Origin of the sequence: Cytobacillus sp. SAFR-174 (assembly GCF_051964675.1) — a bacterium.
Lineage (GTDB): Bacteria > Bacillota > Bacilli > Bacillales > Cytobacillaceae > Cytobacillus.
The window spans coordinates 62,005-75,618 of the sequence record NZ_JBQCMZ010000006.1; the positions used below are offsets into that span (position 1 = coordinate 62,005).

Below are 13,614 nucleotides of genomic sequence, written 5' to 3' on the forward strand. Positions count from 1 at the left end.
TATCAATTATATACTAACATAAACCTTATTAGAATTGTCAAATGATTCCTAGCTGTATTATGATATGGAAACTTACTTACTCCAATAAAATTGCATTCCGGTCTATGAATGAGAATGCAAGTAAAAAGCAATTCCTATATATATATGATAAAATCATCATGTAAACTCTTACATAAAGACTAAACGGAGGAACAGACATTATGGATTACCCTAGAGGATCAATACAGGATATCAGCATTCAAAGCAAAGAACTGGGTGAAGAAGTTGAACTGCTCATTTATTTACCCGCCTCCTTCTCACCTTTATATAAATACACTGTTGTTATAGCTCAGGACGGGAAAGATTACTTCCAGCTGGGAAGAGTCGGGCGCATCGCAGATGAATTATTAGATGGAAAAGAAATCGAAAACATCATTATTGTTGGTGTCCCTTATAAAAACGTCAAGGACAGATGGGAGAAATATCATCCGGACGGCGGACAGCATAATGCATATATCCGTTTTCTTGCACATGAACTGGTTCCATATCTTGACCGGGAATTCCCTACCTATCAAATGGGAATGGGACGAGCACTTATGGGAGATTCCCTTGCTGCAACTGTTTCCTTAATGGCGGCCCTTCAATACCCTAATACTTTCGGGAGGTTAATTCTTCAATCACCTTATGTTGATAACTCCGTTTCAGAAGCAGTAAAGGAATTTACCCATCCTCACCTTCTTAATATTTATCATGTTATCGGGAAAGGCGAGACATCTGTAAAAACCACAGGAGGGGAAGAGAAAGATTTTCTTACTCCAAACCGGGATCTTTCCAATTTGTTTAAGCAAAGGAAATTTCCTTACTTCTATGATGAATTCGATGGAGATCATACATGGACATACTGGCAGCCTGATTTAAAAAGGGCATTAAAGTTTATGTTTTAACTGGAAATTGAGTAAAAAGAACTATACTCCGCTATAAAAAGATTACCTAAGCTCACTGCTTTTTATTGTGAAAAAAGGTATAATTATATAGTGAATTTAGAAAATTTGCTATAATAGTTCAACATAGTGTTTTTCATTTAAGTTAACCTGCAAATTATAAAAATTATTAATAAACATGGAGGTTGTTGTATGGAGACTAATTACGGCATCGTTATTTTCCCGTCAAAAAAGCTGCAGGATTTGGCCAATTCTTATAGAAAGCGGTATGACCCGCATTATGCTCTAATTTCTCCGCATATAACTTTAAGATCGCGCTTTGAAGCATCTGAAGAAGAAATAAAGCAGCTGACAGAAACGCTTTATCAAATAGCTAAGAAACACGACCCATTTCAAATAAATGCATCAAAAATCAGCTCTTTCCAGCCTGTCAACAATGTGATTTATTTCAAAATTGAGCCTTCAGCACAGCTCGAAGAGTTACATATTGAACTAAATGATCATATTAGCGGAGAAACACCCGAATATAATTTTGTCCCACATATTACCATCGGGCAAAAACTCTCCAATGATGAGCATTCAGATGTTTATGGAAGCTTAAGGATGCAGCCCGTGAATCATGAAGAGGTTATAGATCGTTTTCACCTTCTGTATCAGCTGGAAAATGGTTCTTGGACCGTATATGAAACATTCAGGCTAGGAAAGGAATAGTGAAATGGAAGTAAAAGTTGTATCATCTGAGCAAGAACTGCTAGATGCTTTCTCAGTAAGGAAACACGTTTTTGTCAGCGAGCAAAATGTTCCTGAAGAAGAGGAAATCGATCAGTTCGAGGACGAAGCAGTCCATTTTGTGCTTTATAATAATGGCATGCCAGCAGGTGCCGGAAGGTTTCGTACCGTTGACGGCAATGGCAAAGTGGAAAGAATTTGCGTATTGAAGGAACACCGCAAGAGCGGATCCGGAAAAGCAATAATGGATAAAATTGAGGAACATGCTTTGAAACAAGGATTGTCTGCCTTAAAATTAAATGCCCAGACTCAGGCCATACCTTTTTATGAAAAACTGGGCTATAAGGTGATCTCTGAAGAATTTATGGATGCAGGAATCCCGCACCGTACAATGAAGAAAACGATATAACGGACAAGCTCCTGCCATGATGGCGGGAGCTTTTTTGATGCCTCATCCCAGACAACACGCGTTAGAAGCTGCTTTGAAACTTATATGCAATAATTTTCGGGCTGTCTGCAAACACTATTTGGGATACAGCATTCTAAGGAGTGGTTTGAATGGAATATTTACATATCTTAAGTGTACTTGTGGTAGGATATTTTTTCTTGTTTATTATGGCGAAACTCCTGGGAAAAACACAAATTACACAAATTACTCCTTTTGATTTTATCTCTGCCATCGTGCTAGGCGAGCTGGTTGGCAATGCTTTATACGACCAGGAGACTGGAATACCCGAAATTTTCTTTGCTGTTACAGTATGGGGAACTTTAATTTACGCGACGGAAATCCTTACTCAGAAATATAAACGGGCACGCAGGCTTCTTGAAGGTGAACCCTCAATAGTTATAAAAAAAGGGAAAATTATTTACGAAGAACTGAAGAAAAATCATCTTGATATCAATCAGCTTCAGCACCTCCTCCGATCAAAAGATGTTTTTTCAATCAGGGAATGTGAATATGCCATTCTGGAAACAGATGGAACGGTCAGCGCATTAAAAAAGCCGCTTTTCGCGGCACCAACTATTCAGGATTTAAATCTCCCAATAAATAATGCAGAACTGCCTGTAACATTAATTTTAGACGGAGAGGTGGTTTGGGATAATCTTAAGAGCATTAATTGGGACGAAAAGATACTAAAGAAAGAAATAAAAAAATGGGGAGCGAACGGTGTCAAAGATGTTTTGTATGCTGAATGGAAAAAAGGAGAGGCATTGCACGTGCAAACGTACTAAGCCTCTCCTTTTTCTGCCTGATGCCTCTTTCTTAAATACATTCACTAATAAAACGCCCTTTTCCTGTCAGCTCTCCATATGTTTCTTCTGCTTTTTTCCTTGTGTTGCGTGTTTGGGTGTCTTCCCGCTCTTTAGTAATTGATTTAGTTGACCTTCTTTGAAAATCAAGGGGGAGTTCGTGGCGGAAAGCTTTTTCATTGGATTGTGCTGATATCCTGGAAACTGGCACGAAGCGGAAAGGATCATACTTTGTGCCAATCTCTCTTTCTGCATACTGATTATATTGATATGAAGTTACAGGCAGAATATAGCCCATGAAGACTCCCCTTTCAATTATGTATTTATCTGATTATAAAAGAATACGTAACTATATTTAATTTTATGTACCCGTTTCCATGAAATTTTAAACAGAAAAGCACTTTAGAATCCTTTACCGGTTTGTTATGATTAAATTTGTCTTGTTGTTATAAAGAAATAATATTGTTAAACTCGGCAATTTATATATAATGGGGTATTTTTATGAAAACAGCAAAGTTACATAATAAGACTGTGGATCTGGAACAATTGAACAGAGAAAGTATTCAGCATATTTATGAAGAAGGCAAAAAAGGAAAGCTGTGCTGTCCTGATTGCGGAGCTTCTGTCCGTTTGTATTTGGGAATTATTGAGGAACCTCATTTTTATCATATTCATCAGAGCAGCAGAACGTGCAAAGATATAATTCTTAACACCGAACCAGTCCAGACTGAGACTGAAGAATATATAGAAAGAAATGGGTTTAAAATTCCTGTTTCGAGGTCAATTGCTTCAGCGGCAATAAAGGAAACCGAATCAGCCTTTAAAAAAGCTCAGCCGGTAAAAAATATCCCACCCTATATTAATGAAGGTACTGCGAGTCCCAGTTTCCCTGATGAATACCTAAAGTCCCTTTCACAGGCAGGTGTATTCTTAGATAAACAGCAGGCAGCGGCTGTGTCTCATTTAGATGGCCCGCTGCTCGTTCTTGCAGGTGCAGGCAGCGGCAAAACCCGTGTTTTAACAACACGAACTGCTTTTATGCTTCGCGAGAAAAATATCGACCCTAAATCCATAATGCTTGTTACATTTACAGCTAAGGCTGCTGCTGAAATGAAGGAGCGCCTTATCCAATACCCCGGAATGGATGCCCGAAAGGTCAGGCAAATTGTTTCAGGCACTTTTCACAGCTTATTTTATCGGATCCTATCTTTCCACAATCCGGATAAATGGGCTTCAGGAAAGCTTCTTAATAAAGAATGGCAACGGGAACAGATTATTAAAGAATCCAGCAAAGACTTAAAACTCGATGAAAAGGAATTCGCCTTTGATCTTGCCCTCCAGCAAATCAGCTATTGGAAAAATTCTCTTATCATACCTGGCAAGGTAAACCCAAAGAATGATTGGGAGAAACAAACTGCTATTCTTTATCAAAGGTATGAACAAACAAAAACAAAAAAAGAATTATTTGATTTTGATGATATGCTTACAGGCTGCCATGCCCTTTTTCTGGAAGAGCCAGAGATTCTTGAACAATATCAAAATCGCTTTCATTATTTCCTGATTGATGAGTTCCAGGATATTAATAATGTTCAATATGAGCTAATGAAAATGCTGTCTGATAAAACTAAAAATGTCTGTGCCGTGGGAGACGATGATCAATCTATATATGCCTTCAGAGGAAGCGATCCCCAATACCTTTTGGATTTCGAGAAAGATTTCCCTGGTGCCAAGGTAATAACATTGAACCAGAATTACCGCTCTGCTCATGAGATTGTATCAGCTGCAAACAAAATCATTTCTCTGAATAAATTTAGACGTCCCAAAAGCATGAGTGCTCAATTTTCCGGTGGACAGCACCCCTTCCTCTTTTTTCCTTATGATGAGGAAGAAGAAGCTACGATGATCCTGACTGATATCCGGGAAAAAATTGAAGAAGGATATGAACCGGGGGATTTTGCAGTATTATTCCGTACCCATACCGGGAGCAGAGCCATTTTTGAGCGGCTGGCTAATTCCAGCCTTCCCTTTAAATTGGATCAGGATGCCGAATCATTTTATGAACGATTTATTGTTCGAAGCATGCTTGCTTTTCTAAAGCTATCGGTAAATGAGGATGACCAAAATGCTTTAAAGGATATGCTGCCTTCTTTGTTTGTTAAACAATCCGTCCTTCAGGATATTAAGGCAGAAAGCATCTTACAGGATTGCTCATTGCTGGAGAGCCTGAAGTTTATAAAAACAGGCTTTGCTTTTCAGGAAAGCAAATTAAAAAAAGTGATCCCTGTTACAAGATCAATCTCAGGGCTTACTCCCACCGCCGCAATTGAAACGGTTGAAAAAGAATTGGGATTTCAGGACTTTATAAAAAAACGAGGCAATGAAGGCAATAAAATGGATAAAGGCTCTGATGATATAAAAGATTTGAAGGTCGCTGCGCGTAATTTCCAGTCTCTTCAAGAGTTTCTGGAGCATACTGAACATATGAAAGCCATGAACAAAGAAATTAAGCGCCTAAGCAGAAATAATGATAATGCCGTTACATTAAGCACTATCCACCGTGCGAAAGGGCTTGAATATAATGTGGTATATGTTGCCGGTGCAGTTGAAGGAAACCTCCCGCATGATCATGCTCTGGAAACTTACCGTTCAGGTGAGTCTGCCCCATTAGAGGAAGAGCGAAGATTAATGTATGTTGCTGTAACAAGGGCCAGGAAGGATTTATATATATCTGTGCCGGAAAAAAGGCGTGGACGAAAGGCATATCCATCAAGGTTCCTTGCCCCCATCACAAGAAGCGGCAGAAACAAAGACGAAAAATAAACAGAAGACCTGGCTGCTAACCCGGCCAGGCCCTTCTGTTATTTTTTATTCATCATCTGGGAAATGGTATTAAAGTCAAGCTGCTTACCATCAGCAACGATCGATTTGACAATCTTATCTTCCATATCCTTTGAGACGGGTTTGTTTGCAATCTGAGAAACCCTTTTGATTACATTTCGCACTGTTTTCTCATCTTTAAAATTTGCACTCTGCAAAGAGCCGGCCAGTTCAAATACATCCTTCATATTTACGCCTGTTTTCTTTTCAAGGTTTTTAAAAAAGTTGTTATCCATGCTGCTCAATCACGCTCCTTCATTTACTCTTTTATATCTTATGAAGGTGGGCGGAAAACGTGAAATGTATTAATCATTAATCATTTATGTACATTATATACAAAAAAGCCGACACAAAACCTGCTGCCGGTTCTGAGTCAGCTCTTTACAATCTAGTTGTAGAAACTTGCTCCGACGATAATGAGTAAAATGAATAGGACGACGATTAAAACAAACGTATTTCCATAGCCCCCGCCATATCCGCAGCCTCCATAGCCATAGCCCATGCCTCTCACCTCACTTGGATTTCTCCCTACACAATATGTGATTAATAAGCAGGATGTATGGGCAAGCTCCCAAGACGGGCTTGGATTATTCTTTCAGATGGAATAAGGGGCCTGTACTATATAACTTAAAGGAGCATTCCTCTGTATTTTCCTTTTGTCCTTTAACCTTTCGGCTTAAAAATTAATGCACCGATAAAACCGAAAATAATGGCTGCTGAAATACCGGAGCTGGTCACTTCGAACATTCCTGTCAACACGCCGACCAGCCCGTGTTGATCAGCTTCCTGAAGGGCTCCATGGACAAGGGAATTGCCAAAGCTGGTTATCGGGATTGTCGCACCGGCTCCGGCAAAATCCGCAAGTGGTTCATATAGTCCGACACCATCCAAAACAGCTCCTATTACAACTAAAAGACTCAATGTATGGCCTGGTGTCAGTTTAAAAACATCAAACATTATTTGGCCGAATACACAAAACAGGCCTCCAATTACAAAAGCCCAGAAAAACATAGGCAGCATTCAATTTCCTCCTCTAATTCATTTCGATAGAAACAGCATGGGCAATACAGGGAATACTTTCACTCTGCTGGAATGTCAAAGGCGATAATAGCGCACCCGTTGCGACCACAAGAATTCTTCTATAAGCCCCTTGCTTCATTTGATTTAAGAGATGACCGTACAAAACAGTAGCCGAGCACCCTGCACCGCTCCCTCCGGCCTGGACTGGCTGATCATCTTTATAAATCATTAATCCGCAATCTTTAAATTTCTCTCTGTCTATTTTCAACCCATTATTTGTGAGCAGTTCATAAGCCGTTTCCTGGCCAATTCTGCCAAGGTCCCCTGTGACAATCAAATCGTAATGGGATGGATCGAGCTGCATGTCCTTAAAATGTGCCGTAATGGTATCTGCTGCTGCAGGCGCCATTGCCCCTCCCATATTAAAAGGATCTGTCAAACCCATGTCAATTACTTTGCCGATGGTGGCTGAAGTGGTAACCGGCATATTAGGTCCTCCAGCTGCTTTAGCGGATACCAGAGCCGCACCTGCACCAGTTACTGTCCATTGGGCTGTTGGAGGTTTCTGGCCTCCGTATTCTGTAGGATATCTAAATTGCTTTTCAACAGCGGCATTATGACTGGAAGCTCCTGTCAAAACGTAATCAGCACCCCGGTAATTGACAATGAAGGATGCCAGAGCAAGTCCTTCCATTGAAGTTGAACAAGCTCCAAAGATCCCGAAATAAGGGATTTTATTGGCTCTTGCACTTAAACTTGAAGGTGTTATCTGATTAATTAAATCCCCTGCTATATAAAACTGAACATCCTCCTTTTGGAGATTTGCTTTATTTAAGGCCGTTTGCCCCGCCTCTTCCAAAAGGATCCGGTGCGCTTTCTCATAAGAGTCTTCACCCATCCATAAATCATCATGAAGAACATCAAAATCCTCTGACAGATTGCCATTTGCCTCAAAAGGCCCGCCTGAAACACCGGCTGCTGCAATGACCGGGAGATTCTGAAAAACCCAGGATTGTTTTCCCTTCAGCATTAAATAACCCCCCAAATAGTTAATAACGTTTTTATCAGGGCTACTACAAAAGCAGAAAATACACCAAAAAGTATAACTGATCCAGCGAGCTTGAACATGTTCCCGCCTACACCCAGCACAAAACCTTCCGTTCGATGCTCAATAGCAGCTGAAATGACAGCATTCCCAAAGCCTGTTACAGGAACGGCGCTGCCTGCTCCTGCGAACTGTCCCAAACGGTCATATACCCCAAAGCCTGTCAGCAGCATGGAAATAAAAATCATGGTAGCAACAGTTGGATTTCCCGCTGTCTGTTCGGTGAAATTAAAGAAATAGATATAAAAATACGTTATTGCCTGTCCAACAGTACAGATAAGACCTCCTACCCAGAAAGCACGAATACAATTTTTCAGGACCGGGCGTTTAAGTTCATGCTTTTGCTCAAGCTTCTCATATTGCTGCTGTTCAGGGGTTTTATTACTTTTTTTGCTCATGATTCCCGCTCCCTCCTATGTCATTTCATTTTTAAGTTTAATGATTTTATCAAGCTTCTTTTTAGCCTCTTTGTCTGTAAATTCGGGATCTTTCATTTTTTCCTGGAGTTCTACTGCCTCAATAAAGATTTTATAATCACTTGAAACAATGAAGTTCTCATCAGGATATTTCTCCTCAAGCATTTTTGTCATTCTCTTTTCAATTTTTTTCATGTGGAATCGCTGCAGGTGCTTCACCTTATAGGCTACAAGTGTATCCCCATTGCTTTTGACCACAGCTACATCATAAAGTTCTTTCATTTTTTCAACGTCATGCTCAATGTTTTTGACTAAATCCAAATTTTCCTTCGTATTTTTATCAATTAATACTGCAGGCGGATGGGTCGTTTTGAGGAGTGCAAGGTCGCTGTCCGTTACCTTTCCATCATCGCTGCATCCTGATAATAAGTTCAGTGAAAATGCAATAATCAATAACAGTCTCTTTTTCATATTAGTCCCTTCCTATGTAAAATCTTTAATTATATTGTCCTCGAAATGTATTGGATTTATGAACATTAATATCCAGCCTATTTTTACCAGAAAAAAACCAAAAAAAATAGCCGGAAACACCGGCTCCTATTTTTTTATTGTTTTTTTCCGCAGCCGCATCCCTTTTTCTTTTTCTTTTTCTTTTTCTTAATGACCGGCTGAGATTTTTCCGTTTGCTGATCTTTATCCTGATTAATCATCGATGAGGCCCTCCATTAACAATAATTTTCCACTAAATAATTTATGCGGAGCCTCAGGAGCTTGTGTAAAACAAACGCCCAAATAAAATATAAATAGACCTATGCTAATCAATCAGTTTTTGCACAATGACTTCTATAATAGCTGCCAGTCCCGCAACTGCTAAAATAAGCAGCACCGGAGCTGCAAAAGATGCATACAAGTAATAGGAAGCATATAAAAGTATGGCACTCCACACACCAGTACACCAATAACAGCTTAAAAGCTCCCCGAAAAAACTCCGAACTCTTCCTTCTTTCACTACCCAAAAAACTTCTATTTCGCCGTTTTCATCTTTTTCTTCCACTTCTTCCAGAAAAGGCTTGCGCAAAAATTCGGTAATTTTATCAAATACAATCAGTCTGGTCAGCCTGAAGCTTGCAAGAGCAAAAATCAGCAGCTCCATAGGTGTTATGTCCATTTTTTTCACCTCAACTATAAAAAAATAGCCTATTTTTTGAAAAAACAAGGCGTTTGTCCGTAACCCATAGGGCACTTCGGCAATATGTTAGTAGTGTAGACCACAAGAAACAAACAAGGAGGAAAACAAAAATGGGTTGTGGAAAAAAAGACGACTTCAAAGGCAAAAGCTGTGTATGTGAAGTACTTCGTGCTATAAAAGATATTCAAGATAACGCAGATGATTCGTGCGAATGCCCTTCAAACTGTTTCCTGGAGCCGCTTGGAGCTATATCACCTTCCGGCAGAAAGCGCCATAAGCGTCCAGATACACGCGTATTCACACTAAAAACTGCGGACGGGTCACCATTCCATGCATTCTTTACAGGAAATGACTGTGCTTGTGTATCGATCTTCTTTAGAGTAGAAGAAGTATTTGATAATTGCTGTGCAGTGCTTCGCGTTCTGGAGCCAGTAAACAGAAAATCTGGCCCTGACAAAACAGTAAACCTAGTTGATGACTGCTGCATCGACCTGAAAAAGGTTTGCGAAGTTGACTACTTCCGCAGTACAAATGATTGCGTAACAGTTGACTTAACATGCTTCTGCGCTGTTCAATGTATTGCAGATGTTGACCTGGATATTTGCGAAGACTAATTAAATGAGGCCAGCCGAACATTCGGCTGGCTATTTTTTTGCCGGCCTGCTTTAGCAAAAAGATCTACCTTCTAAGACCAATCATTTTGACTGCTTTTAATGATTGAAGATTTAATTTTTCAGTACTTTCATCAAATAACTTTACCTCAATCCATTCTTCATTTTTTGAAACAAGAAATCCCCTTATGGCCTTTTCCCCGGTTTCAAATATGCATGGTATGGGCGGAAGCTGTTTTGGAAAATCAATTAAGTAATCCAGGCGTTCAAGTGTGTCCATTTCCTTAAAACTCTTTACACGATTGAAAGATGGTTTTCTTTTTTCAGTCGTAAAAGCAAAGGATGCACCTTTTTTCTCTTCTCTCCCGGATTCATACTCTTCAATGGCTTCCTGCACTTCCATTTGCCCTGCAGTATTTTCGTTTTTTTCTTCCGGCACCGTTTGTTCCTCTTTAGTGCCAGCCAAATCCAATAAACTGTCATTTTGTTTCTGCTTGCGCTCCTGCTCTGCTTTTCTGCTGGAATAGATGGTTTGCATCCTGTTTTCAGGAATTTGAAAATTCGGCTGCTGTATATAGAATAAAGGTTCTTTTTCTCTTTTCTCAGTCACTATGCCCACCTCCGCAATCGATATGGTTCGTCGTATTATATGTATGCAGAAAATGGGCTTTCGTTTCTGAGGAAATAAAAAAAGCCCGCTCACATTGGAGCGGACAAATTCTATTAAAGGATATGATAGCCGGAATCCACGTGAATATTTTCACCCGTTATTCCTCTGGACAGGCTGCTGAATAAGAATAAAGCAGTATCTCCTACTTCTTCAGGAGTCGTGGTTTTGCGGAGCGGAGCTTTTTCTTCAATTTCTTTAAGGATCGCATTAAATTCGCTTATTCCTTTAGCAGAAAGAGTCCTGATTGGACCGGCTGAAATGGAATTAACCCGAATTCCATCCTTTCCAAGGTCATTAGCCAAATATTTAACGCTTGCATCAAGGGATGCTTTTGCCACACCCATAACATTATAATTCTTCACAACCTTTTCCCCGCCAAGGTATGTAAGAGTCACAATGCTTCCGCCTTCTGCCATTAATCCCCTTGCTTCCTTTGCAACAGCAGTCAGTGAATAAGAACTGATATTGTGAGCCAGCAGGAACCCGTCTCTTGTTGTGTTCATGTATTCTCCCTGAAGTTCTTCCTTATGAGCAAAGGCGATGCAATGGGCAATTCCATGAATTACACCTGCTTCTTCCTTAATTGTGCTGAAACATTTAGCGATGTCATCATCACTTGTTACATCACATGGAAGCACTAATGAATGTGCATCTTCCAATGATTCAGCTAATTCGCGAACACTTTTCTCCAGTCTTTCTCCCGCATATGTAAAGATTAAACGGGCACCGGCATCGTGAAGGGATTTGGCTATTCCCCATGCAATGCTTCTTTTATTAGCTACACCCATTACGACGAATGTTTTTCCATTTAAAGAAAGAGTCATTATTAAATCCTCCTGATTTATTATTACATGTTATTAGTACCTAGTACTAATTGTACATCAATTCTGTGCAAAAGAAAAGCCGAAAAAAATCCTGTTGTCATTGAAGGATTTTTTTCGGCAAGATGAAGTCAATCAGATCTAACACCATTCACAAAATTCAAGTTCCCGTTTTAATTCATCAACGTATTCCTTAGATCCTGTAACAATCAAGCGGTCATTGACATGCAGTTCAGTATCTCCGTGAGGAACAATGGAATCCTTTCCTCTAAATATCCGGACGAATATTACATCCCCCGTAAACGGGAATCTCCGAAGCATCATGCCTTCAAACTGCTCATTCTTTAATCGGATTTCATATAAAGCCGTCTCCTGGTTCGTTAATATGTTCACCACACTTGGTGACTCGATTAATGCACGAAGCAGCGCCTTTGAGGAAAGAATAGTTGAAAACAATTCAATGTCATGCTCCCGAAGCGTTTCTTCCATATCAGGGCTTTCCATCCGGCAAATGACCCGGTCCACTCCCTTATCTTTAAAAGCAATGGATAATGTAGCATTTGTCTCTTCATCCCCTGTGGAGATTACAACAATATCCGACTCAAAAGCCTCTGTGCCTTCGAAATTTTCAATATCAAACTCATCTACTTCAATGATATCGAACAAAGAGTCCGCTATCTGCTTTTCCGCCTTTTCCTGCTTCTTATGATATAAAGCCGGCTCGTAAAGGGATGACTTAAGCTCATTATAGATCGGCATAGTCATTTGGTTTGCACCAATAAAGGATACTTTAAGCTTCTTCTCCTCAGCAGCTTCTTGAGGAAATAGCTTTTTAAAGACAACAGGTGTGAATATACTTGTTATGACAGCAACTAAAATTAATGTGCCGCTCATTTCTGCAGTTATAACACCCATTCTTTCGCCTATTGTTGCTGCAGCAATAACAAGGGAAAGAGTTGATGTCAACAAGAAACCTGAGGCGATAACCGTTTTAATGTCATACCATCTTTTTAAGATATAAATCGGTAAAAGCTTTGACAGCAGCAGAGCAATCAGCAGCAATGGAATAAGCATAAGCATCTTCGGATCTCCGAACAACGTCCATACGTCCAGTCCTACCCCAACCATTACAAAGAAAATGGGTATAAGGAACCCGTATCCAAAAGAATCCAGCTTATGGATCATTTCCTGATTTGGCGCCAGCAGCGATACAAGAACCCCGGCAAGGAATGCACCCAAAATATTCTCTGCCCCGACTGTTTCTGATAATGCCACAAGGAAAATAATTAGTGCAAATACTGCTCTTGTTCCAATCTGAACAGTCCCTGTCGACATCGCCTCAAGAAAATTAAGGTTCTTAAACCTTCTGCCGAGGAAATACAGCAATACGCCAACACCAAATAAGATGAGAAGGAGCCATGTATTTCCTCCGCCTTTGTCATTCAGAGATACAAATACAGCCAATAAAATCATTGTAGCCAAATCTGCAATAACTGCGATTAAAAGAATAATTTGGCCAATGCCTGTTTTCATCAAGTGTGCTTCCTTAAGAGTCGGAACTACAACTCCCAAAGAGATGGTGGAAATAATTAAAGTCATTAAAAAAGCATTATCAATGAATCCTGCCCAGACAAATAAATAGGATAGTCCTAATGAAACAAAGAATATTCCTATAAAAACAATTGAAGACACTGCAAATGAATTTGGCTCAAGTTTTCCGCTGGGCAGCGTTTCTCTCTTCTTTGAAGAAGAAAAAGCTGTAAAGTCAATCTCAAGTCCGCTCAGGAACATTAAAAAGATAAATCCAAGTGTCGAAAGAGTTTCAAGCCACATATCCTCATGGACGATATTAAAACCGCTCTTACCGATAATTAAACCAATAAGAATCTCAGCCACCACTACCGGAATAAAATTAATTTTCAGCCGGTGCAGTAATATCGGCGTAAGAAAAGCGGCAATAATAACAATGACAAGTGATGCAACCGATGCCCCATGTTCCATAAAT

At 39.9% G+C, this 13,614-nt stretch carries 17 protein-coding genes; 6 read left to right on the forward strand and 11 right to left on the reverse strand.

What is annotated here, in order from left to right; translation table 11 throughout:
• Nucleotides 1–200 precede the first annotated feature (200 nt).
• The 4 genes from ACTHRG_RS08305 (at nt 201) to ACTHRG_RS08320 (ending at nt 2,882) form a co-directional block, all read left to right on the forward strand.
• Nucleotides 201–923 carry an alpha/beta hydrolase gene (locus ACTHRG_RS08305; protein ID WP_175609050.1) on the forward strand — a complete coding sequence of 241 codons (723 nt, stop codon included), beginning with the start codon at nt 201–203 and terminating at the stop codon, nt 921–923.
• Nucleotides 924–1,112: 189 nt separating this feature from the next.
• Nucleotides 1,113–1,631, forward strand: coding sequence for a YjcG family protein (locus tag ACTHRG_RS08310; protein WP_076256736.1), 519 nt, complete (start codon nt 1,113–1,115; stop codon nt 1,629–1,631).
• Between the two features lie 4 nt (nt 1,632–1,635).
• Nucleotides 1,636–2,058, forward strand: a complete 423-nt coding sequence (locus ACTHRG_RS08315) for a GNAT family N-acetyltransferase (protein WP_076256734.1) — start codon at nt 1,636–1,638, stop codon at nt 2,056–2,058.
• Nucleotides 2,059–2,207: 149 nt separating this feature from the next.
• Nucleotides 2,208–2,882, forward strand: coding sequence for a DUF421 domain-containing protein (locus ACTHRG_RS08320; RefSeq protein WP_076256732.1), 675 nt, complete (start codon nt 2,208–2,210; stop codon nt 2,880–2,882).
• A gap of 31 nt (nt 2,883–2,913) precedes the next feature.
• On the opposite strand, the gene ACTHRG_RS08325 is transcribed toward ACTHRG_RS08320, so the two are convergent.
• Complete coding sequence (locus ACTHRG_RS08325) at nt 2,914–3,198, reverse strand: hypothetical protein (protein WP_076256731.1); 285 nt, start codon at nt 3,196–3,198, stop codon at nt 2,914–2,916.
• 203 nt (nt 3,199–3,401) lie between these two features.
• Between ACTHRG_RS08325 and ACTHRG_RS08330 the strand changes: the two genes are divergently transcribed.
• Entirely contained in the window at nt 3,402–5,720 is a 2,319-nt protein-coding gene (locus tag ACTHRG_RS08330) for a UvrD-helicase domain-containing protein (protein ID WP_440230993.1), read from the forward strand.
• 38 nt (nt 5,721–5,758) lie between these two features.
• Here ACTHRG_RS08330 and ACTHRG_RS08335 read toward each other — a convergent pair whose 3' ends face one another.
• The 7 genes from ACTHRG_RS08335 to ACTHRG_RS08365 all read right to left on the reverse strand — a co-directional run bounded on the left by ACTHRG_RS08335 (nt 5,759) and on the right by ACTHRG_RS08365 (nt 9,486).
• Nucleotides 5,759–6,013, reverse strand: coding sequence for a stage VI sporulation protein F (locus tag ACTHRG_RS08335; protein ID WP_076256981.1), 255 nt, complete (start codon nt 6,011–6,013; stop codon nt 5,759–5,761).
• Between the two features lie 152 nt (nt 6,014–6,165).
• On the reverse strand, nt 6,166–6,279 hold the full coding sequence (locus ACTHRG_RS08340; RefSeq protein WP_019381501.1) for a YjcZ family sporulation protein: 114 nt from the start codon (nt 6,277–6,279) through the stop codon (nt 6,166–6,168).
• Between the two features lie 161 nt (nt 6,280–6,440).
• Complete coding sequence (gene spoVAE, locus ACTHRG_RS08345; RefSeq protein WP_035327302.1) at nt 6,441–6,797, reverse strand: stage V sporulation protein AE; 357 nt, start codon at nt 6,795–6,797, stop codon at nt 6,441–6,443.
• Nucleotides 6,798–6,810: 13 nt separating this feature from the next.
• A complete protein-coding gene (gene spoVAD, locus ACTHRG_RS08350) occupies nt 6,811–7,827 on the reverse strand; it encodes a stage V sporulation protein AD (RefSeq protein ID WP_076256727.1) in 1,017 nt (338 codons plus the stop codon).
• Nucleotides 7,827–8,300: a stage V sporulation protein AC gene (spoVAC, locus tag ACTHRG_RS08355; protein WP_076256726.1), complete on the reverse strand. Its 474-nt coding sequence runs from the start codon at nt 8,298–8,300 to the stop codon at nt 7,827–7,829. Before spoVAC ends, spoVAD begins: the two co-directional genes overlap by 1 nt.
• Nucleotides 8,301–8,315: 15 nt before the next feature.
• Nucleotides 8,316–8,789 (reverse strand): YhcN/YlaJ family sporulation lipoprotein, encoded by a 474-nt coding sequence (locus ACTHRG_RS08360; protein WP_076256724.1) that lies wholly within the window; start codon nt 8,787–8,789, stop codon nt 8,316–8,318.
• A gap of 343 nt (nt 8,790–9,132) precedes the next feature.
• Nucleotides 9,133–9,486 (reverse strand): DUF1360 domain-containing protein, encoded by a 354-nt coding sequence (locus ACTHRG_RS08365; protein WP_440230994.1) that lies wholly within the window; start codon nt 9,484–9,486, stop codon nt 9,133–9,135.
• A gap of 131 nt (nt 9,487–9,617) precedes the next feature.
• On the opposite strand from ACTHRG_RS08365, the gene ACTHRG_RS08370 reads away from it, so the two are divergent.
• On the forward strand, nt 9,618–10,121 hold the full coding sequence (locus tag ACTHRG_RS08370) for a CotY/CotZ family spore coat protein (protein WP_035327288.1): 504 nt from the start codon (nt 9,618–9,620) through the stop codon (nt 10,119–10,121).
• Between the two features lie 64 nt (nt 10,122–10,185).
• Here ACTHRG_RS08370 and ACTHRG_RS08375 read toward each other — a convergent pair whose 3' ends face one another.
• From ACTHRG_RS08375 to ACTHRG_RS08385, 3 genes are all read right to left on the reverse strand, one after another.
• Nucleotides 10,186–10,728, reverse strand: coding sequence for a CotO family spore coat protein (locus ACTHRG_RS08375; RefSeq protein ID WP_440230995.1), 543 nt, complete (start codon nt 10,726–10,728; stop codon nt 10,186–10,188).
• A gap of 113 nt (nt 10,729–10,841) precedes the next feature.
• Nucleotides 10,842–11,612: an enoyl-ACP reductase FabI gene (gene fabI / locus ACTHRG_RS08380; protein ID WP_440230996.1), complete on the reverse strand. Its 771-nt coding sequence runs from the start codon at nt 11,610–11,612 to the stop codon at nt 10,842–10,844.
• Nucleotides 11,613–11,750: 138 nt separating this feature from the next.
• Nucleotides 11,751–13,610: a monovalent cation:proton antiporter family protein gene (locus tag ACTHRG_RS08385; protein WP_440230998.1), complete on the reverse strand. Its 1,860-nt coding sequence runs from the start codon at nt 13,608–13,610 to the stop codon at nt 11,751–11,753.
• Nucleotides 13,611–13,614: the final 4 nt, after the last annotated feature.

What these genes read in the sequence shown, in the direction of transcription:
- ACTHRG_RS08330 (WP_440230993.1), top strand. Translation starts at nt 3,402, where the DNA reads ATGAAAACAGCAAAGTTACATAATAAGACTGTGGATCTGGAACAATTG.
- ACTHRG_RS08340 (WP_019381501.1), bottom strand. Translation starts at nt 6,279, where the DNA reads ATGGGCTATGGCTATGGAGGCTGCGGATATGGCGGGGGCTATGGAAAT.
- ACTHRG_RS08365 (WP_440230994.1), bottom strand. Translation starts at nt 9,486, where the DNA reads ATGGACATAACACCTATGGAGCTGCTGATTTTTGCTCTTGCAAGCTTC.
- ACTHRG_RS08325 (WP_076256731.1), bottom strand. Translation starts at nt 3,198, where the DNA reads ATGGGCTATATTCTGCCTGTAACTTCATATCAATATAATCAGTATGCA.
- spoVAE (WP_035327302.1), bottom strand. Translation starts at nt 6,797, where the DNA reads ATGCTGCCTATGTTTTTCTGGGCTTTTGTAATTGGAGGCCTGTTTTGT.
- ACTHRG_RS08370 (WP_035327288.1), top strand. Translation starts at nt 9,618, where the DNA reads ATGGGTTGTGGAAAAAAAGACGACTTCAAAGGCAAAAGCTGTGTATGT.
- ACTHRG_RS08305 (WP_175609050.1), top strand. Translation starts at nt 201, where the DNA reads ATGGATTACCCTAGAGGATCAATACAGGATATCAGCATTCAAAGCAAA.
- ACTHRG_RS08310 (WP_076256736.1), top strand. Translation starts at nt 1,113, where the DNA reads ATGGAGACTAATTACGGCATCGTTATTTTCCCGTCAAAAAAGCTGCAG.
- spoVAC (WP_076256726.1), bottom strand. Translation starts at nt 8,300, where the DNA reads ATGAGCAAAAAAAGTAATAAAACCCCTGAACAGCAGCAATATGAGAAG.
- ACTHRG_RS08320 (WP_076256732.1), top strand. Translation starts at nt 2,208, where the DNA reads ATGGAATATTTACATATCTTAAGTGTACTTGTGGTAGGATATTTTTTC.
- fabI (WP_440230996.1), bottom strand. Translation starts at nt 11,612, where the DNA reads ATGACTCTTTCTTTAAATGGAAAAACATTCGTCGTAATGGGTGTAGCT.
- ACTHRG_RS08360 (WP_076256724.1), bottom strand. Translation starts at nt 8,789, where the DNA reads ATGAAAAAGAGACTGTTATTGATTATTGCATTTTCACTGAACTTATTA.
- ACTHRG_RS08315 (WP_076256734.1), top strand. Translation starts at nt 1,636, where the DNA reads ATGGAAGTAAAAGTTGTATCATCTGAGCAAGAACTGCTAGATGCTTTC.
- ACTHRG_RS08385 (WP_440230998.1), bottom strand. Translation starts at nt 13,610, where the DNA reads ATGGAACATGGGGCATCGGTTGCATCACTTGTCATTGTTATTATTGCC.
- ACTHRG_RS08335 (WP_076256981.1), bottom strand. Translation starts at nt 6,013, where the DNA reads ATGGATAACAACTTTTTTAAAAACCTTGAAAAGAAAACAGGCGTAAAT.
- spoVAD (WP_076256727.1), bottom strand. Translation starts at nt 7,827, where the DNA reads ATGCTGAAGGGAAAACAATCCTGGGTTTTTCAGAATCTCCCGGTCATT.